The sequence below is a fragment of the Paenibacillus sp. JT31N11 genome (genome assembly GCF_056269285.1).
In genome coordinates this window covers 1-21,939 of record NZ_JBWDNQ010000034.1, presented here as the reverse complement: position 1 = coordinate 21,939, position 21,939 = coordinate 1, and the positions used below count along the sequence as shown (strand labels likewise).

Below are 21,939 nucleotides of genomic sequence, written 5' to 3'. Positions count from 1 at the left end.
ATCGGACATTTTACCGACGTGTGAAGGAATACGAATCTTTACAATTATAATGGCAATAGGTACATATCCATTTTTAAGCTAACTGACAAGCTGTACAAAATGATTGATTAAAACTCCCCATTTGATGCAAACCTAGATTTAATAGGTCTAATGGGAGGTTATTTTATGAATTTAACTGAATTATGGAGACTGTATGAATCAGATAAACGAATCCAGGGATTTAGTCCATACACAATAAAGCGTACGCTCTGCAGCTAAAGATGCTGGTCGTTGAACGAGGTGATCTTGAAATTAGTGAGATCACGTTACAATTGTTGAAGTAGTACTTGGCTAAACAGTCCGGTCGATTAAGCCAAACAGTTTAGGGCATCGCATCCGTTTTATACGTTCACTTTTCCGCTTTGCATATGAAGAAAGTTACCTCACGACGAACCCCTCACTTAAATTACGAGAGCCAAAGATGGATAAACGTATTCCAAAGTTTTTGATCGAAGAGGATGTGATTCATTTGAAGATCTCTTGTCTTTCCCTTCGAGAACGAGCTTTGCTTGAATTCCTATATAGTACCGGCTGCCGTGTTGGAGAGGTGCAGAAGATCAACATTGAAGATCTCAATTGGGAGAATTGCTCAGTGATTGTAAACGGCAAGGGTGCGAAACAAAGGGAAGTCTACTTTACCGCCGAATGCAAGATCTGGTTGAGAAAGTACATGGCAAGTCGTGAGGATTCCTGTAAAGCATTGTTTGTGACGGAGACACTTCCTACTCGACGTATGGCGATACCGACGATCAGGTGGGCATTAAAGCGGCTAGCAAACCGAGGAGAAGTTCAAACTAATGTGTACCCTCACCGTTTTCGTCATACCTATGCATGCCAGTTATTGGATAACGGAGCACCGCTGGATTTCATACAAGGCATGCTGGGCCATGAGAAATCATCGACTACTCAAATATATGCCCAGTTACGTGGAGAGCGAAGACGAGAACTATACCGTAGGTTCTTTTAGAGCCAGTGGTCCACTGGGAACCGGCATCACCGATAGCTGCTCACCTATTAGGCAGTTGAACGCAACAAAGCTTTCCGGTAATTCGTATCTATAGTGGATTAGATAACGTACTCTATAGATGAAGAAACAAATATAAATCAATGTATTCCCGTTTTTTTTATTTTGCGGCTGTATCTAGTGAGAAATTGAACGTATAAATTCATTTAAGGAGGTTGTGAATGGAGTTAAAAGGGAAAGTGATTAGGGCGTGTCTGAAAACTACCTATTGCTTCAAAGAAACAAACGCGGCATAATTTTACAGGGACAAAATCACGCGAGGGAGCCTGTAACAGCATGCTACGACGTCACGAAATCAAGGACCAAAACTGGGAACGGATCCAAGGATTACTACCACCCGAGAATACAGGCGAAGGCAGACCTTCGAAGCCCAATCGAGTCATGCTGAACGGCATGCTTTGGAAAATAAAAACAGGTGCGCCTTGGCGTGATTTGCCTGAACGTTTTGGTCCTTGGAAAACCGTATATTCTCGGTTTCGTTTGTGGAGCCAAGATGACCTTTTTCAAAAGGTATTTGAGTCCTTGGTCGGCGATGCAGACTTGCAGGATGTATCTATTGACAGCACCTCCTGTAAAGTTCATCAGCATGCAGCAGGGGCTAAAAAAAGGCTGAAAACGCTGAAACCAACCAAAAAATCGGACTTTCCCGCGGCGGTCGAAACACCAAGATCCACACCGTAGTGGATGCAATCGGTAACCCAATTCGCCTGTTTTTAACGCCTGGAAATATCCATGACTGCACGGTGGCGATTGAAGTCCTCTCTGGCGTAACCCTATCCGGGAGCGTTGTACTAGCCGATAAAGCCTACGGAACAAATGACATTCGAACTTATATCGAATCCCAAGATGCCACGTTCTGCATCCCACCCAAATCGAATGCGGCAAACCCTTGGGAATGCGACTTTTACCGCTATAAAGAACGGCATGCTGTGGAATGTTTTTTTAACAAACTCAAACAATTCCGCGGGATTGCAACACGGTATGATAAACTTTCTCGAAACTTTTTGAGCTTTGCCTTTTTGGCTTCTGCCATGATTTTGTTGCAGTAGGTCTACGATAATGAGTTTTCAGACACGCCCTAGATATTTATTAATAGGTTTTTTTGCAATAATCATTCTTAATGGGTGCAGTAACTCAGAAGAGTTTATAGAGGGATTAAAACCACAACGTAGTAATTATAAATTACATCTGTTTTATATTGGAAATACACCTCAAAATGAGATGCTTAAAGTACAAACTTTCATGCACTCAAATCGCGTAATTCTGGATAACGTAACGGAAATGGCTGCTCATTCTGAAAATAAGCGCTTGAATAAAAATCTAAAAAAGTTGGGCATAAAATCATATCCGATGTACGTCCTGGTGAATAAGAATGGGATCGTTTATAACTCCCCTTACTTAAGTGAGATGGAAACATTCATTAAAGGGGAACTAAAAATTTCCGATAGTTAAGCTAACTGTGCACAATAGATAACCAAATGGGCTGCCGCATGGTTGCCCCTCGTGTGCGCCCAGCGGCACGACAGCGCGAATCATCAGTCCGCTAACGGGTACGATAGCGCAATACTGAAGGGCTGCCGAGCGGCAGTCCTTCGTTACGCTAATGGGTAGAATAGTTCCAATATATGGTACAATAAATTGGGTTGTGTTATCAGCAATGCATTCGGAAAATTAACAATAGAGTATAGAAAAAAGGTGGGTATTGTATGGAACTAATCAAGGTTTCCTTTGAAAAGAAAATGATACTGCGGAACCTCATGGAATTATATCAGTACGATATGAGTCAATTTGAAGATGATAGTGAAAACGATGTGAATGAATATGGTCTTTTTGACTATAGGTATCTCGACCACTACTGGACAGAAGAGGGACGATTCCCATTCTTTATTATGCAGTCTGGCACGCTGGTGGGGTTTGTTTTAGTTAGGGAAATTACAGACTGTGAATCGCCAAAATTCTCAATTTCAGAGTTTTTCATATTAAGAAAGTACCGAGGGCAAGGAATCGGTAAGGAAGTAGCGCATACAGTATTCGAGATTTTTAAAGGCGGTTGGAGCGTTTCTTGGTTGGAAAAAAACTTGCCTGCGAAGACATTTTGGACGAAGGCTATCATAGAATACTCGAACGGTAATTATTCAGAAGCCGTGTACGCAGGAAACCCGTCGCTAGAATTTATCTCATGATATTGCTAAGCTAACGGGTACGATAGTTCAATAATGGGGGGTAGCCTTTTGAAGATTTTAGAGGTATCATCCGATGGAACAGGAGGTCACAAAGATGACAGGAAAGAATAAAACTATGTTTGAATATGAAGGGTCAATGCATGGGTATAACATTTACTTTGACAGAAACAATCAGAAGTATTTAGCAGTGGTTAGGGATGAGGAAGTTATTCCACTATACACACACTTTTCAAGCAGTAGTTATGGGGAACTGGTGGCTAAGCTAGAGATAGCTAAAGAAATGGATGATATATAGGGGAGGTTAGGCTGTCTGAGAGAGATAGAAGTCGCCGGTGATATAACGACGGAACAGGCGCATCCATCGAGGCTGCGTTTTTTTCGTGTTGTCAAGAAATTTAGTTTTTCGTTGCGCTAACGGGCAGGATAACGCAACGTATTCAATATATGGAGTGTCTAAAAAATAAACTTGATGGAGGAATAAATGAGGGGATAACGAGATACTGCAAGTCAATCTGCAGATTTGTCCCGATTTTTTTTTACTCCACGGAGGTGCCGATGATTACCTTTCTCTTTTGGACATTAATGATTTTGTCAATAGTAAGTTCATTTGCAGGGATTATTGTCAAAAAAAATCGATTTTTATATGTTTCTGCGGCATTCATTGTCCCATTGTCATTATATCTTGCTGCAACTCCTGGATTCAGGGGGTGGGGATTAATATTTCCTTTATTTTATATAGCATCAGCAATTTTAATTAAGAAAGAAAAGCGATTGTTAGCCTTGTTTTTCAATTTACCCAACTATCTAATTATCGGGTGGTTAGGGTATATAGTGTTAAATCAATAATTATTCAGTAACACATTTTAGAAACGGATTACGTTGGTGAGACCGATCAATGGTTCCGAATACGCTACTAACGGATTTTCTTATGTTGCACAGGGCATTCCGCTAACGGGTACCGATCGACAAGTTCTGCTATAAGCGCCTGAAAGTGTGAAAAGCAGGAGATTATAAGTAATTGATCTTAACTTTACAACCGAGAATGGGAATGACGGAACCATGTTTCCCGAAACCATTCCGCCAATACTCCTGCATGCGTCATGTCTGACAGGTCATGGGGTGTGAAGAACAGGTAGATTCGGCAGAACGAAGGCTAAAGCCACTCTAACAGAAAAGGTATGCTAACGGATATGCCGCGCGGCTGAAAAACTGGATATGGTGAGAATGTTCCCCAGAAGGAACTGACGAACAACCGAATGTACGGGTCTAAAGTTAGAACATATGGAAACATATGGACCATCAGACGATGGGGTGAGTGGCGTAAAGTAAAAATGTATCCTCTGAAATACGCTATGCCGAACTATGGCGGCATCCAGCTCACAGGCTCACAGGGAGCACCTAAGTCCAGTACGGATAGCTAGGGTGTAAGGTACTTGGAAAACAAGGAACGCTGCAATAAGGGCTGTCACCCGAAGCGGTTGCTATAAGGCAATAGCCGAAATGCATTCATTTGTGAGGGTAGGGGCACGACTGATGAATCTCCTGTAATGGGAGTGGAGGAACAGCCCCAAGTCTAACGGAAAAGAACGATTGTTTTCCAAACGTGAATTGCACCGATCGGGTAGGAACGTGGGAACAACACTTCTTAAAGCAGTGTTGCCACAGTGCGAGCTTAACGATATTGGGATCACATAACATCCCATATCCTTAAGTAACATGGAACTTATGATCTAGTACGTTCCGTTAGAGGGAGCGCGGAGTGCGGTGAAAGTCGCACGCTCCGTGTGGAGCAGGGGAAAAGCCGGAGACCACTTCAAACGCTTACCTATTGCTGACGATAGTTCAATCTCCAACTAAGACTAGGCTGCTGATCAATGTCGGCAGCCTAGCTCTGTCTTTGGCCATTAACGTAAACAACCCAACAAGATAAATGTAGGTTTTCCATACGTTTGAGACGCTGGTATTTCTCCAATCATAGCGAAATTCCCAGCACTTATTTGACACATTTATCCATCTACTTTGCCCCTGGTGACAGCGACGCTGGTACTACCCCTACTTAGGTAAAGCGCAAAAGCGGTTTGCTGTGTTCGATCAAAAGTTTGATATTGAACTACTGCTGCCCGTTTGGTAAGTATGTGTGCTTCGCGATTATGTGTAATCCCAAACATAATAAAAAACATGCCTAATGCAATGAATAAAGAGGTTATCCCGGAAGTTTCGGGAATAACCTCTTTCGTCATGATAAAATAAATGTGATTTTTTTCCTAAGCTATGCATGCACAATCGCTAGTCCAGACAGTTACACTGCAGGCTTATCTTTTTTTCAACTGATACCAGTTCAGGCTTTTGTTCTTCCTTCTTTTCCTATTGTTCTACTTCTTTCCACTCAAACCTCTGATAGAGTGTTCTAAAGAAGGTTAAATTTGGACAGCTCCTGGCTTTCCATTCTCGACCATAAACGATGCACGGGTTGTAATTGGTGAACCTGGCTTTGTGACATTAGGAACAACCATAAAGTCCGTACGCCACTGTTCTGGCGTAAGTTGACAACGTACATAACCATGCTGTTTATTCATCCATTTGACATGCGGATTTTCAGTCATTATATCTCTAACATCTTTATCAATATCTATGCCATCTCCTGCTGATGAAATGCTTGTACCGCCAAACTCCGTAGCTAAAGTGCGAGAATTCGGATTAAAAAAGTCTTCTTTCAGGTCATTGACCCAGTTTCTGTGAGAGTCACCTGTTATGACGACCACATTGTTTAGATTGTTTTCTTTTATGCTGTTAAATAAGCGATCTCGATTGGCTACAAATCCGTTCCAGTTATCGACTCCAAACGCATAACCTTCCCCTATTTTTGTGTCACGTTGAGCCATGATCACTTGCGTCCATCGCCTTGGACAGGTCCGGCCGGCGTCGGCGGCCGGACCTGTCCAAGGCGCGCAGCGGGGTTGGAGGCGGCGTGCGTGGTCGGCGAGTCGTGCTCCATCGCCCGGCCACGCAGGATCACGTCACACGAGGTTGAGGATCCGCTGCACGAACCAGATCAGCCCGACCACCGCGACGCCGGCGGCTACGACGATGCCCGCCCAGAGTCCGACCGCCGGCATGCGGCGGCGCAGCAGGAGGAGCAGCGGGAAGACGATCACGATGATCGAGAGCTGCACGACCTCGATGCCGACGTTGAACACCAGCAGCGATCCAAGCAGGCTCCACGAGAACGGCTCGTCGATGCCGAGCGCACCGGCGAACCCGAGACCGTGGATCAGGCCGAAGCCGAAGACGACGGCGAGCCGGGCCCACGCGCCCGCCGCGAGCCGCCGGCCCGCAGGTTCGGGCACGGCGTCCGTCGTACGCCGCCCCGGCTCCGCCCCTCCGCGCCAGGCGCTCCACACGTGCCAGCCGGCGACGGCCGCAATCGACAGCGCGATGACCGGCTCGACGATCGCGGCGGGCACCGGCATGACCCTGAGGCTGGCGAGGACGAAGGTCACCGAGTGCGCCGCGGTGAACGCGGTCGCGGCCAGCAGGATGTCGCGCGGACGCAGCGAGCCCACGATGAGCGCGAGCAGGAACAGGATGTGGTCGGGGCCGAAGAGCAGGTGCTCGCCGCCCAGGATGAAGAACTCCCACATGCGCGCGCCCCAGTCCTGGCTCGTGGTCATGGTGGGGTTGGAATCGGTGTCGAGATTGGCGACGCCGTTGCCCGAGGCGAGGTCGTAGGTCACGATCGTCGTCGTCATGCCGCCGGGGGCGGTGCCCGGGAACAGCTCGGTCGTGATGCGGTAGGGCGTCGGCTCGCCGCCCGTGAGCGCGCGGCAGTCGGAGTCGACCGTGATGCGCGCATGCGGCACGTTCTCGATGAGCGTGATCTCGTACGGCGCGGCGAGCTCGTTGACGCACATGCCCGCAGGCTCGCCGTGGCCGTCATCGGGCGCGATCTGCCAGCGCGGCAGCACGTAGCCGCTCACGGTGTCGGTGTACTGCTCGAGAATGCGCGTCGTGAGCTTGGTGGGGTCCTGGCCCGAGACCTGCGCGTCGGCGTAGGCGTCGCTCTCGAAGTCGGCGTCGTCCATCGCACGGGCGCCGTCGGTTGCGAGCAGCGCGTACTCGAGGTCGAGCACGGTGCGCACGACGCCCGGCTCCGGCTCGGTCACGTCGGCGTAGGCGGTGGCGCCGTAGCTGTGCGCGAAGGCGGCCGCGCCGGGGAGGAGCAGGGCGGCCGCGGTGAAGCCGGTGGCGAGCAACGCCGCGGCCGCGACGCTCGCGACCGCGCGGAACAGCCAGGGACGAGATGTGGACATTGTCAGTCCAGAGCGGTCCATTATTTCTTTCAATCGATCGTTGTTTCCCATTGGCTATTCTCCTGCTCCATTATTTTCTAGTAATACTAGACGAAGATATTATAGATTCGGTATGTTAACCCAAGGTAAAGTTAAAATAAAGGTTATATGAAAGTATGGCGGGTATATTTTAAAGGCGCATTTCTAAAATATTGTTGCTTATTAATGTTTCAATGCAAAACAAACCCCACTATTCGTTGGTGGGGTTCTGCTTTGCTTATTGAATCTATCGTCATCCACTCAATGGTAATTCACTCAATACTGACTTTATCATCAAAGAAAGTCACAAAAATTTGTCTTTCTTGTCCGTACGTTTCAGCATATTTAGCCTCAACAAGTATTCGGTATTTCCCATTTCCTTTCATAGACACTTCCTCAGTCACCTGTTTAACGAACCCGACATCCATTCTCTCATCCATTAGCGTCTTAGACATTAGTTCAACTAATTGGTCTTCGTCTATTAAATATAGTCTGTAGCTTAATGTCACATTCCCTTCAAGTTCCACGTTTGTTTTAACGGAAATTTCCACCTGACCGCTCGCTCTGTCCCCTGTTGAAGTAAACCCAGCTGTATCCACTGTTAATTTCGAGCAGACGATCAGTGTAGGTGCCCACACTCAACCTCTCCCCCACCACGCTAAAATGGAGAATAGCTCTAAGAACACTTGAACACTTGAATAGTTGAATTGCCGGACTACAGGCAAGTGCCTCCCGGGGGGCTACCCCGGGAGGCACGTTGGCTTCGCTTGGTGGATCAGGAGCCAGCGACGACCTTGAAGGTCTCGGTCGTCTCGGAGACCTGTCCGTACGGATCGGTGCTGCGCACCGTGATGGTGTGCTCACCCGGTTCCAGGTCGATCGGCAACTCGTGCGACCACAGGTGCGACGAGGGCTCAGGGGCCGCAGGGCGCTCGCTGCCCACGAGCGTGCTGCGCAGGACGGAGATGTACGGGTCATTCGTTGGCTCGAGGTGCGTCATCGGCAAGAACTGCTGCTTGTCGATCTTCACCTCGACCCGGTGCCGCTCACCACCGTCGAACACGTTCGCCGTGACAGTCGGCCTCTGCGCGACCCCAGCTCCCCAGTCGGACACGTCGAACGAGACAGCGCCTTCGGCGAATCCGTGCGAGCCGCTTGGCCCGGTCGGGATCCGCACCACGTCGGCGGCGCCTCCGTCGAAGGTGAGCCGGACCTGATAGTCGGCCGGCAGGCTGGCCGGCTTGAAGCGCGGCGTGTAGTTGGGCCCGGTGAAGGAGAACTCGTAGTAGCCGTTGGGGTTACCGTCGGCCATCTCCACGGCATGGATGCCACGCTCGTCGGTCGGGCCGCTGTTCCAGCCGCCACCGCGCACCTCGGCGAGGACCTGGTGATGGAACTCTGTCCTGCCGTTCCAGCCGTCCTGCTTGTCGAGGTACATCTGCCAGCTGTTGCTTGTGTCGTGCCCAGAGACGGAGTAGACGTGCTCACGCCCGTCGAGGATCCGGAACAGCTCACGGATGTTCACCGTGTTGATGCCGTCGTCGGTGGCGTTCGCGTCGTCAGCGAGCGGGATGTGGGTCCCGATCATGATGAGCTTGTTCTGCGGGACGTTGCGCAGGTCGTTCTCAAGCCATTCCAGCTGCTCGGCGTTGAGGTATCCGCGGTAGCCATGGTTGGGACCCTGGTGCTCGACGTTGTCCATTAGCACGAAGTGGACCTGTCCGTACTCGAACGAGTAGTCGGTCGGCCCGAAGGTCTGCTTGTAGGTGTCGGTGGCGTTCGCGTCGGTCGGCGAGTCGTAGTCCATGTCGTGGTTGCCCGGGGTGTTCCACCAGGGAATCCCGATCTTCGAGACGGCTTGGTTGTGCGGGGCGAACAGGTCCAGCGGGTCGTTCACGACGTCCCCGACGGTCAGCCCGAACTTCGCGTCCGTGCTACCCACGAGCTCGGCGATTACGTCGACGGACATGTCCGCGATCTGATCGACGTTGGACGTTTGCGGGTCGGCGAAACCGATCGCCTTGAACGACGCGTCATTTGACTGGTCCTTGTAAAGCGCGAAGTCCACCGAGTCCGGCAGCGGCCCGGTCGGCGCGACGCCGCCGTAGCGCAGCGTGTACGGGCTGCCGTTCGGGAAGTGCCTGTAGTAGAACTGCGGCAACTGAACGTCATTGACCGGAACCATCCAGCCAGCCGGCTTCGTGATGAAGATGATGGTCTGGTCGTCCACAGACAGCTCGTAGCGACCGTCGTTGTCGGTACGGACAACGTCCCGGCCGTTCGACACGGAGACGTCGCGCACCCCGGCTTCGCCGCTGTCCTGCGTGCCGTTGCGATTCTTGTCCTCGAATACCACACCGGTGGCGATCTCGGTCTCGTTCTCAGGCGCCGCATTGGCCAGGACGGAACTCGTCGCCACAACATTGATAGCAGGAACGGCCACAATTGCGGCGGACAGCAGAAGGGTTGTACGAATCCAACGCTTGTTCGTCCATTTTTTAATCTTCATTCTCTTAATCTCCTTTAACTATGTTTTGAATGGCAGGTTTTATTATAAACTACAGCATGTAAAATTAAAATAAAGACAATATGAAGATACTATTAACTTAACTTATATATTTCCGGGGCTTCGTCAGCTCAGAAACCTGGGTTGGTTTTGGAATCTGGGTTCATAACCTCAGAAATGCAGCTCAAATGGCCAAATGATAAAAGGAGCACTTGACATTCACAATTACGAAATCCCCGTTCCAGCGGGACAGGATCTGTATGCCAAAGGAAGGCCATAAGGATTGACTATTCTGTAATTTATGTTTTATTTGTGGTACGAACTTTGTTTTTGGATAACAGAATATTGAAAGGCAATGGCTATTTTTATCTTAAAGAGTACGACTACAATCTAATCCCATTCAAAACATTTGTGCCGTTCTGGTATAATAATAATGACAGCTGCTGATGGCAACAGGTAATTTCCCAACGGTGCTGATTACCAGGTGGAAAGTTGTGAGGCTATGGGCGTAATAAACCAATACCATTTAAATGAAGAGGGACTGTACCGCTTTTTTGGTTCGCTGCAGGTCCGAATCATGGAAACGTTGTGGGCATCGGAACAGCTGAGCACTAAAGAGGTTCATTACCGGCTGATTGAAGAAAGTCCCATCGCGCTTAACACGGTGATGACCGTGATGAACCGTTTGGAGGAAAGAGGCATTTTGCAGAAGACGACTACCGGACGGGGAAAAAACAGGTTGACGCTGTATTCTCCAGTTCAAACGAAGGAACAATTTTTGGCCGAGCAAGCGAAAAACGTAACCCACGGATTAATCCGGGAGTTCGGCGATCTCGTGGTCTCTCATATGGTGGACGCGATCGAAGAAGCGGATCCGGCGCTCATTCGGAAATTGGAACAAAGATTAATGAGTATGAAGAAGAGGACCTCATCATGACCGGGAGGGGGAACCCCGGCCCCAAGGGTGTCCTCGGCGCCGTCTTCCTGATCGGATCCTGCGTATTTGTTCAAATGATCCTGTTTCTGATTCATCAATTTCATTTGGGCAGCGTGAAGTTGGATTCGAACGTTATCCGCTCCGTATGGAATTTTCTGAAAGACCTGGTGACAAAACATACCCTGTTGGAAGCTCCTTTTCTGGCGGCGACAGGCTATTCGTTCTGGAGAATGATCAGGCGCGGTGCCAACCAGGCTTTTGCCGGTCGGAAGTGGAACCTTTATTTTGCGGAAAATAAGGACGCCGCTGGAACGGAAATCTTGAGCGGCGCATACCGGCAATGGAACATCCCAATCACTATTGTTCATGATCCGTCCGTCATTGCGCTGACGACGGGGTTTTTCCGACCGCAAATCGTGCTGTCGACCGGACTGGTGAAGCTGCTATCGGCGGATGAACTGGAAGCCGTATTGCTGCATGAACGTTACCACTGCCGGCAGCGACACGTATTCAAAAAATTTGCCGTACAGCTCCTGATGGACGGAATGGACTATATCCCGGTCATCCGCAGTCTTGGAAAGCATTATTTTATCGGGATCGAACTGTCTGCCGACCGGTATGTCATGGATCAAATGAACTCTTCCTATGAAATCGGCTCCGTATTATTGAAGCTTGTTCGGCTTAACGGGCATCAGGCAGGGGAAATGGTTCATTTGGCCGATACGGGAGTGAATTATCGGATTGAGCAGATCGTAAATCCGGATCAGCCTGTCCGCGTAACGCTTGCGAATGCAAGAACGATCTTCCTGTCGGCGATGGTATTGACTCTGATGCTGACGGCCCTGCTGAAACCTCACTGACCGGCGATATTCAAATTATTTTACTTAAAAAGGATTCCTTGATTCTTAAGCTCAAACGATTGGGCCGTTCACGGCTTCAGCTATGCAAACCATCTGAAGGATCTTGGCGCAACCGCGCAAAAGAATATTTACAATAACTCTTCCGTCGATAAGGCCATGAAAGTTGCTTGCCGCGGAGGCAAACACGGGTGAACAAACGCAAGAAGAGTCGGATGTTTCAGCTTTTTTTTGACTCGTCGCCGCTTTTTCATTCAAAGCTCGTTTCTGGTATAGAGACGGCATAAAGATATTTATCGCTCCCTGCAAGCTGTAGGTCTGTAAGTTATATTCGCAGCGCTTCCAGCGGGGGGCAAAAAACAATTCGCTTGCCGACGGATGCGCACTATAGAAAGACTTAAGGAAATTACAACATTTATTTAAACTATTGAAAAGCAATAGCTTAAAGGATCAGATCGCAGCTGCGGCCTGATCTTTTTTGGTGAACAAACGGGTTCCTTCGGTTTCACCACCGAAAAAGCATCATCGAGCTGTACTTGGCATCACGTTGCCCCATCGCATAGCGTATTTTATGAAGCATCAGCCAGTATGTTTTATAGATGCGCCAATGGTTTCCGATAGTTACATAGCCAATATGCCCATTTGTCATGTATCAATAGATAATTGATAAGAACCATTTTTGGAGTGTGGTTCTGCCCGACGATGTCCCATGAGGTACTCCACGGTCTAAAAAAGCTTGTGTATGGCTCTCTCCCTTGGACACATCCAAACCAATGACTGGATTCATGACATCACTCCTGTATTATTTTCACCGGCAACCCCTAACCTTCTTGTCTTCCACACTATCGCATGTGATACGGGATCAACATCCCAACCAGCCAAACCATGGTTGAACAAGTAGGGGGGATAAACAGAATAGCTCTCGGGATCCAAGTCCCACGGGCAGAAACGTTCGATCCCCGGCTACCGCTATCTTACGACCATACAAAAAAGAGGTCGACCAGAAAGATCTGGTGACCTCATAATACGAACGGGCAGAATAATGCGGCATGCCGGGGCAACTCCTGGTTCAATTTACACAAAACGATCGGTCCCCGGTCTAAGGACACTCAGCTTCTTATCATTCTATAGAACAGTTGGGAAAACCATTTGCGTATTCGCGAACGCACCACATAGTCGACACCATATTTTCCCGCGTTAGCGCCTGCTGCGAGTATGATGGAGCCTAGGATCACCATCAACGGATTGTTGCTGACAGAACCGGCAAACATATACGTGAAGTTCATCAATAAACCGGAAAAGGCCGCCGTTCCAGTCAAAAAGCCGAGGATCAGACCCAACCCGACTAAAAATTCTCCCCAAGGGACGATCAAGTTGAATATGTCGATATTGGTTAATACAACTTGTTTTAAGAATGTCACGTAGTCTGGATAGATCACTTGATGTGTTGCGGAATCCAAAACAGGCTTTGCGATCGCTCCTCTAATAAAACCGCTTGCGTCAAATGGTTTCGCGGCGGTGAGCTTGCCCCATCCTGACGTCATCCATCTCCATCCGATATACAATCGAACCAGCGTCAGCAGCATGGCTGCGTACTTGTTCTCCCTTAACCAGCTCATCAAAATGGATGCACCTCTATTCTAGTTGTGTATTTTTTCTCTCTATTAGATAACGAGAGAAAATCAAAACGGAGGTAATATCACGCGTCGTCTCGTTCAAATGGCTGAGCAACAACTCGCTGGCAGAATTAAATTCAACCCGCTGGCCTCGGCTGGCGGTTTTATTATTTACTAAGAGTATCCAGATTAAACAATCCCAAAAATATGACAGTAAGGATTTATTATGGATATAGGAACGAATGTTTGAGTATAATGAGAACACCAAATTGACAAAGGGTGAGCTCAATTATGTTGTTTAAAAGTGCAAATGTCATATTTCTTTATTATGGAGGCATTATTTCCGCCTTGTTCGACTTGACGTCGAATTTCAAGATGAGTGCGATGGCGATCGCTTCATGCATCGGGGCGGTGAGTCTGGCTGCGTTGTTCGCCACGTATCCGATGCTGCGCCATGCGCCATTGCATCCGATGCCGAGAAAAGGATAACGAATAAATGGTTGGACCGCTATTAACAACATATAGCGTCCGGATCGGGTGTACGAGCGGCATTCGACCGGACTGAAGTTGAAGCGGATTCGAGAAGAAATGGGCAGAAACATGGAAGTGGCATCAGCCGGATTTCGGCATCATCCATTACGCTAACGGGTACGATAGCATAATAAAGACAATTGACGAGGGAGCTACCGGGAAAGCTCCTTTTGCATTTTCTTTAATACAGCTACCACGAACAAATTTACTTTTCTAGCCATGCAAAAAGGGGTCGTGTGAAATCTTCACGGACCCTTTTTTTTGTTAAGGATAAGGTGACTGCACCCTTCCCTATATTTAATTCTTGAGATACCTGATCCGTGTTCCGAAGGGCAAAGTTTAGGCATTTTGTACAGATGTACTGCTGGGTATTAAGCTCCGGATAGCACAATAGATTTTTCGTTATTTGCAACATACTTCAATCTCCAACGTCCGAACAGTTGTAAAGGGGGGTCATAATGAAAAAAATTATGATAACACTGGTAGCAATGTGCTCCATTGTTATAGGGTGCATGAAGAACGAGAAGGCAATTACGTTAGTACAGATCAAAGACTTATTTGAAAAACATGGGATTCCTTTAGAAGAGCCATTAGAATTAAATACGGATAGTGTATTTCTAATGACTTTAAATGGTATCGAACCTGAATCTTTTCGCATTAACGATGAACAGTTAATCAGTATTTATGTCTATTCGTCCAGTGCTGGGGTAAAGAAAGGAATAAACAATTTCGAGGATAATACGGCAACGGCGGATGTGGTAGCACATGGAAATACCAAGTGGCGAATGTCTTGATTTTTTACAACTATGGTACCCCTAAAGATGAACGAGTTGAAATGGTTGTAAAGGATTTGAAGTCTCTTGTACAATGACATGCTTAAGCTAACTGGGTACGATATCATAATTCAGACCAGAATGAGGCAGCCGGCCAGAACGATCGGCTGCCTTTTCTCAACTAACGGGTACGTTAGTTCAACGACACCAGGCTGCCAGCATTAACGGCAGCCTATTAAGCTAATTGGCAGTTTAATGCAACAGAAACCCTATTCTATACGTCTACACTATATTGGTACATATGGGTACGATAGCTTGGATGAAAGGGGTACATAGAGTTGAAAAAAGAAATTGGTTTATTGATGTTGTTGAGTACTGTTTTGCTATCGGGATGTGGTTCAGATAAGTCAGGGATTGTAACGCAAGGGTCAGACGAATCTCCAATTAGTAAACAGGTAACAATGCATCCGGAACAAGAGTCTGATGCAAAACTGATTCAGTCTTCGGAAAATGAAGAAGTAAAACTTTATGCTATTAAAGAAACTAAAAATGCAATCGAAGGGGTAACCTTAGATTTTAATGGCAGCCAAAAGAAATTTGAGTGGGAAATTCTTGATACAGGAACTAAACCGCAGGTATTCTATACCGATCTTACGGGTGACGGTATGGAAGAAGGCGTAATCATAATCAATACAGGACGAGGGACTGGCTTAGATACTTTTGACATTCATGTAATTAATGCCAAAGATTTATCAGAAATCAAAGTACAAAATGTTGAGGAAATTGTTGCCGATCAGATTGAGACGCATGTTGTTAAAAATGATAATGATACTTTAAACATTACAGTTAAAATGCAAGGAAAAGAATATGAATTCAGTGATGATGATCCAGCGCCGAATTACAATCAAGATGAGCTTGCTTTCGGTGGTACAGTTATTTATCACTTGGAGAATCAAAAAATAATATCCAATATCGGGGGAAGTGTTGGAGCGTCCCCTTTTTACGTATGTAACTTCAATATCATATATAAATTCGATAGTGCCAAGAATGAATTTATTGCTGATCAAATTGAATTCGTACCTAATCACAAATAAGAAAAGGTTAAATATTGATTTCATCTGCGAACTGAAGAAGTCGAGATCAACTGCTTTCAAAGCATTAAACAGTTTGAGCCATTTCTTAAGCATAAGATGATTTATTGAGCTAACTGGGTACGATATCGCAATGGCGGTTGCTTCGGCAGCCGCTTGTTTGGTTCCAATAATGGACCGAAGGAGGTACAAAATGAGTAAGGAGGAATTTCTGGCTGAACTACAAGAAATTATTGAGGATAACATGTACATTGGAAATGGCATTGAAGACTTGGGAAACGAAACTTCGCAAAATGTTGATGCTCATTTGAAATTGCCGTTTAGTTGTGAGATCCAAACGTTAGAAGAAATTGATTCAATAATAAATGAATTCCTAACTTATCCGTATCACGATGGCATTCCTTTTGAGGCGGCAACGTATGAGAAGGATGAAAATGTAGTAACGGAAGATGCAACTCCTCTTGATGTCTTTCTATACCGTATTGAAAAACTTTAGAAGAGCCAAATGCTACGTACTAAGGATGATTCAACTAACGGGTACGATAGTTCAACGCATCTTGGAGCAGATTGCCGACGGCAGCTGCTCCATTTTTTCATTACGCTAACGTGCAGAATAGTTTAAGGTCATTCGCGGTGAACCGTACCATAAGTAACAGCAAGTTTTTGAGCGAAAGGGTCACGGCTGACTTTAGAACTTAATAATCACGTTACCTTTTTTACGTTCGGTCTCTACATATTTGTGTGCATCCGGCAGGAGCTCCAGAGGATATCGACGATCGATCACGGCGTTCAGCGTTCCATTTCTTGCGAGTTCCATGAGAAATGCCAAATTCGCTTTGTTCTGCATCAGGCCGGCTGTTGCAAAAACAGCCCGTTTGCCTTTAAAAAGGGAAGTCCACATCATCTGTAAAACGATAGACAGCTTAGGTACGGTAGTCAGATAAATTCCCTTGGTGGTAAGTACACGCTTGCATGCCAAGAAGGAGCGTTTGCCTACAGCATCAAAAACGACATCATAGGCTTTTTCCACCTTCGTGAAATCTTCCTGGGTATAATCAATAAAGAAATCTGCCCCCGCTTTTCTTACCAGACCTTCGTTGCCGGCAGAGCAAACACCGGTTACTTCAGCGCCATAGTATTTGGCTAATTGCACAGCGTAGATGCCGACAGCCCCCGAGGCACCATTAATCAGAACTTTCTGTCCCTTCCGCAACTTTGCCATATCTCTTAGAAACGTCAATGCGGTAGCACCCCCGTCACAGACGCCGACGGCTTCTTCAAAGGTGATGTTGTCCGGTATAACCGCAAGGGGGCTCTCTTCGGAAAGACACTTATATTCAGCATAAGCACCGAAGTTTTTGATGCTCATCCCCAAAACACGATCCCCCTCTTTAAAATGCTTTACTTCTTTGCCAACCGCTTCGACCTCTCCGGCTAATTCAGTTCCACCAATTGCAAATTTCGGTCTAGAGAGTCCGTATATCAATTTAATCATTCGCGGATCGCCCTTGCGAAAAGCGCAGTCCGAAGGCCCTACTTTGGCAGCTTGGATACGTATGAGAATTTCCTTTTTTCCAGGCGACGGTTTCGCGATTTCTTGCGGGACAATCACTTGCGGTAGACCATACGAGATTTGGACCATTGCTCTCATGGGTTTCCCCTCCTATTCTTTAGTGCGTTCTTTGTAGAACGTATCATCGCCAATGCAACGGTCCTTTACAAAAGGCTCCTTAATGTTTGAAAATGGATAGGAGGAAGACCGGAAGAGAAGGAGATGAAGGAAAGCGGTAATGAAAAACATTTTATACAAGTATATGTCGAGATGGACTTCCCTTAACGAGGAAGATCAGCAAGCCATTGTGGACCAGATCCGTACGGAAGAATTTAAAAAGGGGACCGTTCTTTTCAAACAAGGAGATGTCCCTACAAAATGTTATTTCATCCTGAAAGGTTGCGTAAGGCAGTATTCGATCGATGAAGAGGGAAGAGAGGTCACATCCAATTTCTACACCGAAGAGCAAGCCATCGCCATTTTCAATCACCACAAACCAGACAAGTCATCCGATTACACCTTCACGTGCGTTGAAGAATCGGTAATGGTCGTTGGCGACCTCGATACGGAAAAGGACATGTACAACAAACACCCTCAATTGGAGTCGATGACCCGTAGGATGATCGAGGAGAACTTTAGTCAGGTCCAAAAGGAATTCGCTGCTTTTATCATTTCTTCGCCGGAAGAACGCTTGAAGACGCTGCTAATGAAACGCCCATCTCTCATTGACCGGGTACCCCAACATCAATTGGCCAGTTATCTCGGCATTACTCCGGAGTCACTAAGCAGAATTAAGAAGAGAATCCACCAAGACCTTCGCTGATCCGATAACCCTATCCTTGGAATACCATGAAAAACCCCCTAAGTTAAAGTAATGATTACATTGTAACTAGGGGGATGTTTACGTGCATTGACTTAAGTCAAGAGATAAGTTTGGAAATTGGGAACTTGCGTATGCAGGGAGAAAAACGAAACTTGCCGTTATAGATAGCGCGGAGAAGCGTATCACAAGTAACGCCTAGATCATTACGCTAACGGGTACGATAGTGCAAAGACAGGAACAGTTCGCTGCGGCTGGCAACTGTTCCTTTTTCATTGAAGTAACGGGCAGTTGTGCGCAACAAATTCGAAACAACAAGCGTATAAGGTGTAATTGGAAATTGATGGGATAGAGGGGGGTGCTTATGTCCACTAGAGTACTGAGAATAACCCTTTGGACATTATTAGGTTTTGTATTGCTGATTTTTGCCCTCTGTTGTTTGTTTGGAATTATATTCTTTGTAGGAGTATGGTATAAGGAATTCTACATGAAATGATTTCTAGTAGTCGATAAATCACTGCCTTTCAACTAAAGGGTACGATAGTTGAATAACAAATGGATGGGCAGGTGGTGCTGTGGCGACCTGCTCTTTTATTAAGCTAACTGGCAGAATACGTCAACGAACTACCCAGAGAATGATATACAAATGTATAACTCCAAACGGTTATTGGAAGATTGGCAGGTTGTAGAGCTAACGAGGATTACGTTTGAAGGAAATAATGGTATGCCGATAGAATATTAATAAGGAATCAGGTTAATTCAATTAATAATATCGATATTAGGGAGGGTATAGATTGAGCAACAATATTGCAAATGTAACGCTCCATGCAAAGTCTATATTATAATCGTGGCGGTTGTTTGTATGGAGCTAAATAAAGTAACCGCCTGTTTTCTTTCCTACCTATAGGGAGAAAACAGGATATAGTATAGATTTTGCTCCCTTAAAATTAATTTTCATTTTAAGGAGTAGATCTACTTTGAAATATACAAGTGCTTATACTGTGTTTCCGGAAGTATTGCTTAAGGAAATACAGAAGTACGTGCAAGGTCGAATGATATATATCCCTAACTTAGAAGGATCACGCAAAAGGTGGGGAGAAAGATCAGGGAACAGAGCGTACTTGAGCGATAGAAACGAGCAAATTCGCTGCAATTTTGACGAGGGATCAACAATCGAACAGCTTTCGGAAACGTTCTGCCTTTCCCCTGATAGTATCAAAAAAATCGTGTACTCAAAAAAATAGATTGATTAGATGGTTTGCCGGGTTATCCCGGCGAACCTTCTTTATGTGCAATTCGAGTAGTAAACGTTCTTTATATATTTTATATCCTCAGCTATATTTATAATTAGGATTATAGGATTTAAATAATGAATGAAAGTCGAAAGTAGGAATTCAGGATGGAACATATCTTTGGATTAGGAAAGATAAATAGCGAGGAAGTAACGATAATTGAATTGCAGGACGCGATGGACCGAGGGGAAATTACCTCCAGAGAACTTGTTATGCATTATTTGTATCGCATAGCCATGTTCGACCAGTCCGGTCCCTTCATCAACTCGATTATGGAGATTAATCCGGACGCGATCTTTATTGCGGAAGCACTAGACAAAGAAAGGAAAGCAATGGGAGCAAGAAGCTGTCTTCATGGTGTTCCCGTGCTTTTGAAAGGAAATATAGAAACCAAGGATAAAATGCATACAAGTGCAGGATCTTTAGCTTTGGAGCACCATGTAAGTTCGAGCGATGCTTTTCTCGTTCGGAAATTAAGGGATGCTGGTGCAATTATTCTAGGGAAAACAAATATGACCGAGTGGGCCAATGGGATGTCGCCTTCGATGTGGGCAGGGTACAGTTCTATAGGAGGGCAAACCAAAAATCCATACGGCGACCATTTCACCGGAGGATCTAGTACGGGATCCGCCGCGGCCGTTGCAGCCAATTTCACTATGACCGCAGTCGGTACTGAGACCTCGGCCTCCATTTTAAGCCCCGCTGTACAGAATGCCATTGTCGGCATCAAACCCACCGTTGGGTTGATAAGTCGGTCAGGAATTATCCCGTGGACCTATTCTCAGGATACGGCTGGTCCAATGGCAAGGACAGTGACGGATGCAGCTATCTTATTAACTGCTCTAGTTGGTAAGGACGAGAATGATCCTGCTACTTGGAGGAATGAACTTGCTAGTGTGGAATACACTGCATTTTTAGATGAAGACGGTTTAAGTAAAGCAACCATAGGGGTATTCAGAAATGCACCTCCCGAGAAATACCGCGACATTGGTGAATATGATGATCGATTATTCAGCGATGCGGTGGCATTGCTTAAAGATTCCGGTGCAGAAGTAATAGAAGATATAGAAATCCCATCGTTCAATAAAGAGTGGGAGCATTACAAAATGAATCATGAATTTAAGCATTCGGTTGAATGCTATTTGCAAAGTCTCCCGGCTCATCTTCCTGTGCATAATCTGGATGAATTGATCAAATGGAATGAACGGAATAGCGACAAGGCTTTGAAATATGGACAAGATTCATTGAAATTTCGATCGCAGATTGATAACCCCTTAAAGAGTCAGAAATACATATTAGAGTTAATCTCTGATTTATACTATGCGCAAAATCAGGGAATTGACTACGCCTTGAACAAGTATGGATTGGATGCAATCCTGTTTCCGTCATATGTCGGTGCTGATCTAAGCGCTAGAGCGGGTTACCCGTCCATTGCGGTGCCAGCCGGATTTCAAGATAATGGAAGAGCATTCGGCATTACGTTCGCAGGAACGGCATTTAGTGAATCGACGTTAATACGAATTGCATTTGCATTTGAACAAAAAACCAAACACAGAAAAATGCCAAATCTTAAGCCTTAAGCTAACGGATTACGATAGTGCAAAGACCAGGAACAGATTGCCGCGGCAGGCAACTGTTCCTTTTTTCATTGAAGTAACAAGCATTTTTGCGCAACAAATTCGAGACACCAAGCGTATAAGGTTCAAATGGAAATTAGTGGGATAGAGAGTTTGTTTGGCATTATATTCTTTGTAGAGTATGGTACAAGGAATTCTACATGAAGTGATTTCTCGTAGTCGGTAAATCACTGCCTTGCAGGCGGTCGGTACCTAATGGAGTAGGGAGAAAAATCATATGAAGAAAAAAATAGCATTTGTTATAGCAATTATAAGTATAGTTATGATTGTTTATTTTTTTGGAGTTAGTAAGAGCGTCGACTATGTAGTCATAGCGACAAAAGAAGCTCCCCTAACTATAAAAAAAGCTATTGAATTAAATAATGAAAATTTAAAATTTAGTATTTTTCAAGATGAATCGGATACGTACATTTATTATAAGAGTGACTCAAATCCTAACGAGTATATAACTACAAATTTAGGTGTATCAACCAAAGGCGGCCAGTATATTGTTTCTGCACAAGTTGAATATGCTGTAAATGATGGTGAAGTTAGTCATGATAAACTTATTAAAGTGAATAAAATTTGGGATAAAGACGTTATTTTCAAAGAAAAAATTGAAAGGTAAATAACCTGAGAGTTTTTATTCGGTATTGAACTAACGGGTACGATAGCATTCCTGTAGAGCGTTAAATTACCGCTTTGCAAAAAAACGAGCGCCTCGGTACGATGGGAGTACGAAACGGGTCATAGCCCTTTAAATCCCATCATCTT

Annotated in this window: 22 protein-coding genes; 16 read left to right on the top strand and 6 right to left on the bottom strand. The window is 45.9% G+C overall.

Annotated features, from left to right (window positions below; genetic code table 11):
• Positions 1 to 460: 460 nt before the first annotated feature.
• From AC0YNV_RS39610 to AC0YNV_RS39585, 6 genes are all read left to right on the top strand, one after another.
• The gene (locus tag AC0YNV_RS39610; protein WP_475772954.1) at positions 461 to 1,006 is read left to right on the top strand and encodes a tyrosine-type recombinase/integrase; all 546 of its coding nucleotides are present in this window, start codon (positions 461 to 463) and stop codon (positions 1,004 to 1,006) included.
• A 333-nt stretch (positions 1,007 to 1,339) separates the two neighbouring features.
• A protein-coding gene (locus tag AC0YNV_RS39605) for an IS5 family transposase (protein ID WP_475772953.1) occupies positions 1,340 to 2,112 on the top strand; the annotation gives its coding sequence in 2 pieces (ribosomal slippage) (positions 1,340 to 1,670 and positions 1,670 to 2,112; 774 coding nt in all).
• 10 nt (positions 2,113 to 2,122) lie between these two features.
• Complete coding sequence (locus tag AC0YNV_RS39600) at positions 2,123 to 2,515, top strand: hypothetical protein (RefSeq protein ID WP_475772952.1); 393 nt, start codon at positions 2,123 to 2,125, stop codon at positions 2,513 to 2,515.
• A gap of 254 nt (positions 2,516 to 2,769) precedes the next feature.
• Positions 2,770 to 3,246, top strand: coding sequence for a GNAT family N-acetyltransferase (locus AC0YNV_RS39595; RefSeq protein ID WP_475772951.1), 477 nt, complete (start codon positions 2,770 to 2,772; stop codon positions 3,244 to 3,246).
• A 94-nt stretch (positions 3,247 to 3,340) separates the two neighbouring features.
• Positions 3,341 to 3,541, top strand: coding sequence for a hypothetical protein (locus AC0YNV_RS39590; protein WP_475772950.1), 201 nt, complete (start codon positions 3,341 to 3,343; stop codon positions 3,539 to 3,541).
• Positions 3,542 to 3,801: 260 nt separating this feature from the next.
• Complete coding sequence (locus AC0YNV_RS39585) at positions 3,802 to 4,092, top strand: hypothetical protein (protein ID WP_475772949.1); 291 nt, start codon at positions 3,802 to 3,804, stop codon at positions 4,090 to 4,092.
• A gap of 1,571 nt (positions 4,093 to 5,663) precedes the next feature.
• Here the strand turns inward: AC0YNV_RS39585 and AC0YNV_RS39580 are convergent.
• From AC0YNV_RS39580 to AC0YNV_RS39565, 4 genes are all read right to left on the bottom strand, one after another.
• Positions 5,664 to 6,128, bottom strand: a complete 465-nt coding sequence (locus AC0YNV_RS39580; RefSeq protein WP_475772948.1) for an alkaline phosphatase D family protein — start codon at positions 6,126 to 6,128, stop codon at positions 5,664 to 5,666.
• Between the two features lie 135 nt (positions 6,129 to 6,263).
• Complete coding sequence (locus tag AC0YNV_RS39575; protein ID WP_475772947.1) at positions 6,264 to 7,607, bottom strand: HupE/UreJ family protein; 1,344 nt, start codon at positions 7,605 to 7,607, stop codon at positions 6,264 to 6,266.
• Between the two features lie 239 nt (positions 7,608 to 7,846).
• Entirely contained in the window at positions 7,847 to 8,212 is a 366-nt protein-coding gene (locus tag AC0YNV_RS39570) for a hypothetical protein (RefSeq protein ID WP_475772946.1), read from the bottom strand.
• 137 nt (positions 8,213 to 8,349) lie between these two features.
• Positions 8,350 to 10,083: a calcineurin-like phosphoesterase C-terminal domain-containing protein gene (locus AC0YNV_RS39565; protein ID WP_475772945.1), complete on the bottom strand. Its 1,734-nt coding sequence runs from the start codon at positions 10,081 to 10,083 to the stop codon at positions 8,350 to 8,352.
• A gap of 499 nt (positions 10,084 to 10,582) precedes the next feature.
• Between AC0YNV_RS39565 and AC0YNV_RS39560 the strand changes: the two genes are divergently transcribed.
• Positions 10,583 to 11,017 (top strand): BlaI/MecI/CopY family transcriptional regulator, encoded by a 435-nt coding sequence (locus AC0YNV_RS39560; protein ID WP_475772944.1) that lies wholly within the window; start codon positions 10,583 to 10,585, stop codon positions 11,015 to 11,017.
• The gene (locus AC0YNV_RS39555) at positions 11,014 to 11,877 is read left to right on the top strand and encodes a M56 family metallopeptidase (RefSeq protein WP_475772943.1); all 864 of its coding nucleotides are present in this window, start codon (positions 11,014 to 11,016) and stop codon (positions 11,875 to 11,877) included. Before AC0YNV_RS39560 ends, AC0YNV_RS39555 begins: the two co-directional genes overlap by 4 nt.
• A gap of 1,106 nt (positions 11,878 to 12,983) precedes the next feature.
• On the opposite strand, the gene AC0YNV_RS39550 is transcribed toward AC0YNV_RS39555, so the two are convergent.
• Positions 12,984 to 13,493, bottom strand: a complete 510-nt coding sequence (locus AC0YNV_RS39550; RefSeq protein ID WP_475772955.1) for a DoxX family protein — start codon at positions 13,491 to 13,493, stop codon at positions 12,984 to 12,986.
• 288 nt (positions 13,494 to 13,781) lie between these two features.
• Here AC0YNV_RS39550 and AC0YNV_RS39545 point away from each other — a divergent pair, with 288 nt between their 5' ends.
• From AC0YNV_RS39545 to AC0YNV_RS39530, 4 genes are all read left to right on the top strand, one after another.
• Positions 13,782 to 13,979: a hypothetical protein gene (locus tag AC0YNV_RS39545; protein WP_475772942.1), complete on the top strand. Its 198-nt coding sequence runs from the start codon at positions 13,782 to 13,784 to the stop codon at positions 13,977 to 13,979.
• Positions 13,980 to 14,479: 500 nt separating this feature from the next.
• The gene (locus tag AC0YNV_RS39540; protein WP_475772941.1) at positions 14,480 to 14,815 is read left to right on the top strand and encodes a hypothetical protein; all 336 of its coding nucleotides are present in this window, start codon (positions 14,480 to 14,482) and stop codon (positions 14,813 to 14,815) included.
• A gap of 317 nt (positions 14,816 to 15,132) precedes the next feature.
• Complete coding sequence (locus tag AC0YNV_RS39535; protein ID WP_475772940.1) at positions 15,133 to 15,888, top strand: hypothetical protein; 756 nt, start codon at positions 15,133 to 15,135, stop codon at positions 15,886 to 15,888.
• A 190-nt stretch (positions 15,889 to 16,078) separates the two neighbouring features.
• Positions 16,079 to 16,381 carry a hypothetical protein gene (locus AC0YNV_RS39530; protein ID WP_475772939.1) on the top strand — a complete coding sequence of 101 codons (303 nt, stop codon included), beginning with the start codon at positions 16,079 to 16,081 and terminating at the stop codon, positions 16,379 to 16,381.
• 192 nt (positions 16,382 to 16,573) lie between these two features.
• Here AC0YNV_RS39530 and AC0YNV_RS39525 read toward each other — a convergent pair whose 3' ends face one another.
• On the bottom strand, positions 16,574 to 17,536 hold the full coding sequence (locus tag AC0YNV_RS39525) for an NAD(P)-dependent alcohol dehydrogenase (RefSeq protein ID WP_475772938.1): 963 nt from the start codon (positions 17,534 to 17,536) through the stop codon (positions 16,574 to 16,576).
• A gap of 139 nt (positions 17,537 to 17,675) precedes the next feature.
• Between AC0YNV_RS39525 and AC0YNV_RS39520 the strand changes: the two genes are divergently transcribed.
• The 4 genes from AC0YNV_RS39520 to AC0YNV_RS39505 all read left to right on the top strand — a co-directional run bounded on the left by AC0YNV_RS39520 (position 17,676) and on the right by AC0YNV_RS39505 (position 21,793).
• The gene (locus AC0YNV_RS39520; RefSeq protein WP_475772937.1) at positions 17,676 to 18,260 is read left to right on the top strand and encodes a Crp/Fnr family transcriptional regulator; all 585 of its coding nucleotides are present in this window, start codon (positions 17,676 to 17,678) and stop codon (positions 18,258 to 18,260) included.
• 974 nt (positions 18,261 to 19,234) lie between these two features.
• Positions 19,235 to 19,501: a CD3324 family protein gene (locus AC0YNV_RS39515; RefSeq protein WP_475772936.1), complete on the top strand. Its 267-nt coding sequence runs from the start codon at positions 19,235 to 19,237 to the stop codon at positions 19,499 to 19,501.
• A gap of 155 nt (positions 19,502 to 19,656) precedes the next feature.
• The gene (locus tag AC0YNV_RS39510) at positions 19,657 to 21,129 is read left to right on the top strand and encodes an amidase family protein (protein WP_475772935.1); all 1,473 of its coding nucleotides are present in this window, start codon (positions 19,657 to 19,659) and stop codon (positions 21,127 to 21,129) included.
• 274 nt (positions 21,130 to 21,403) lie between these two features.
• On the top strand, positions 21,404 to 21,793 hold the full coding sequence (locus AC0YNV_RS39505) for a hypothetical protein (protein ID WP_475772934.1): 390 nt from the start codon (positions 21,404 to 21,406) through the stop codon (positions 21,791 to 21,793).
• The last annotated feature ends 146 nt before the right edge of the window (positions 21,794 to 21,939 follow it).

Excerpts from the sequence above, each read along its gene's own strand:
- AC0YNV_RS39555 (WP_475772943.1), top strand. The coding sequence starts at position 11,014 with ATGACCGGGAGGGGGAACCCCGGCCCCAAGGGTGTCCTCGGCGCCGTC.
- AC0YNV_RS39595 (WP_475772951.1), top strand. The coding sequence starts at position 2,770 with ATGGAACTAATCAAGGTTTCCTTTGAAAAGAAAATGATACTGCGGAAC.
- AC0YNV_RS39525 (WP_475772938.1), bottom strand. The coding sequence starts at position 17,536 with ATGAGAGCAATGGTCCAAATCTCGTATGGTCTACCGCAAGTGATTGTC.
- AC0YNV_RS39530 (WP_475772939.1), top strand. The coding sequence starts at position 16,079 with ATGAGTAAGGAGGAATTTCTGGCTGAACTACAAGAAATTATTGAGGAT.
- AC0YNV_RS39575 (WP_475772947.1), bottom strand. The coding sequence starts at position 7,607 with ATGGGAAACAACGATCGATTGAAAGAAATAATGGACCGCTCTGGACTG.
- AC0YNV_RS39540 (WP_475772941.1), top strand. The coding sequence starts at position 14,480 with ATGAAAAAAATTATGATAACACTGGTAGCAATGTGCTCCATTGTTATA.
- AC0YNV_RS39600 (WP_475772952.1), top strand. The coding sequence starts at position 2,123 with ATGAGTTTTCAGACACGCCCTAGATATTTATTAATAGGTTTTTTTGCA.
- AC0YNV_RS39565 (WP_475772945.1), bottom strand. The coding sequence starts at position 10,083 with ATGAAGATTAAAAAATGGACGAACAAGCGTTGGATTCGTACAACCCTT.
- AC0YNV_RS39545 (WP_475772942.1), top strand. The coding sequence starts at position 13,782 with ATGTTGTTTAAAAGTGCAAATGTCATATTTCTTTATTATGGAGGCATT.
- AC0YNV_RS39510 (WP_475772935.1), top strand. The coding sequence starts at position 19,657 with ATGGAACATATCTTTGGATTAGGAAAGATAAATAGCGAGGAAGTAACG.
- AC0YNV_RS39520 (WP_475772937.1), top strand. The coding sequence starts at position 17,676 with ATGAAAAACATTTTATACAAGTATATGTCGAGATGGACTTCCCTTAAC.
- AC0YNV_RS39550 (WP_475772955.1), bottom strand. The coding sequence starts at position 13,493 with ATGAGCTGGTTAAGGGAGAACAAGTACGCAGCCATGCTGCTGACGCTG.
- AC0YNV_RS39580 (WP_475772948.1), bottom strand. The coding sequence starts at position 6,128 with ATGGCTCAACGTGACACAAAAATAGGGGAAGGTTATGCGTTTGGAGTC.
- AC0YNV_RS39505 (WP_475772934.1), top strand. The coding sequence starts at position 21,404 with ATGAAGAAAAAAATAGCATTTGTTATAGCAATTATAAGTATAGTTATG.
- AC0YNV_RS39610 (WP_475772954.1), top strand. The coding sequence starts at position 461 with ATGGATAAACGTATTCCAAAGTTTTTGATCGAAGAGGATGTGATTCAT.
- AC0YNV_RS39560 (WP_475772944.1), top strand. The coding sequence starts at position 10,583 with ATGGGCGTAATAAACCAATACCATTTAAATGAAGAGGGACTGTACCGC.
- AC0YNV_RS39590 (WP_475772950.1), top strand. The coding sequence starts at position 3,341 with ATGACAGGAAAGAATAAAACTATGTTTGAATATGAAGGGTCAATGCAT.
- AC0YNV_RS39585 (WP_475772949.1), top strand. The coding sequence starts at position 3,802 with ATGATTACCTTTCTCTTTTGGACATTAATGATTTTGTCAATAGTAAGT.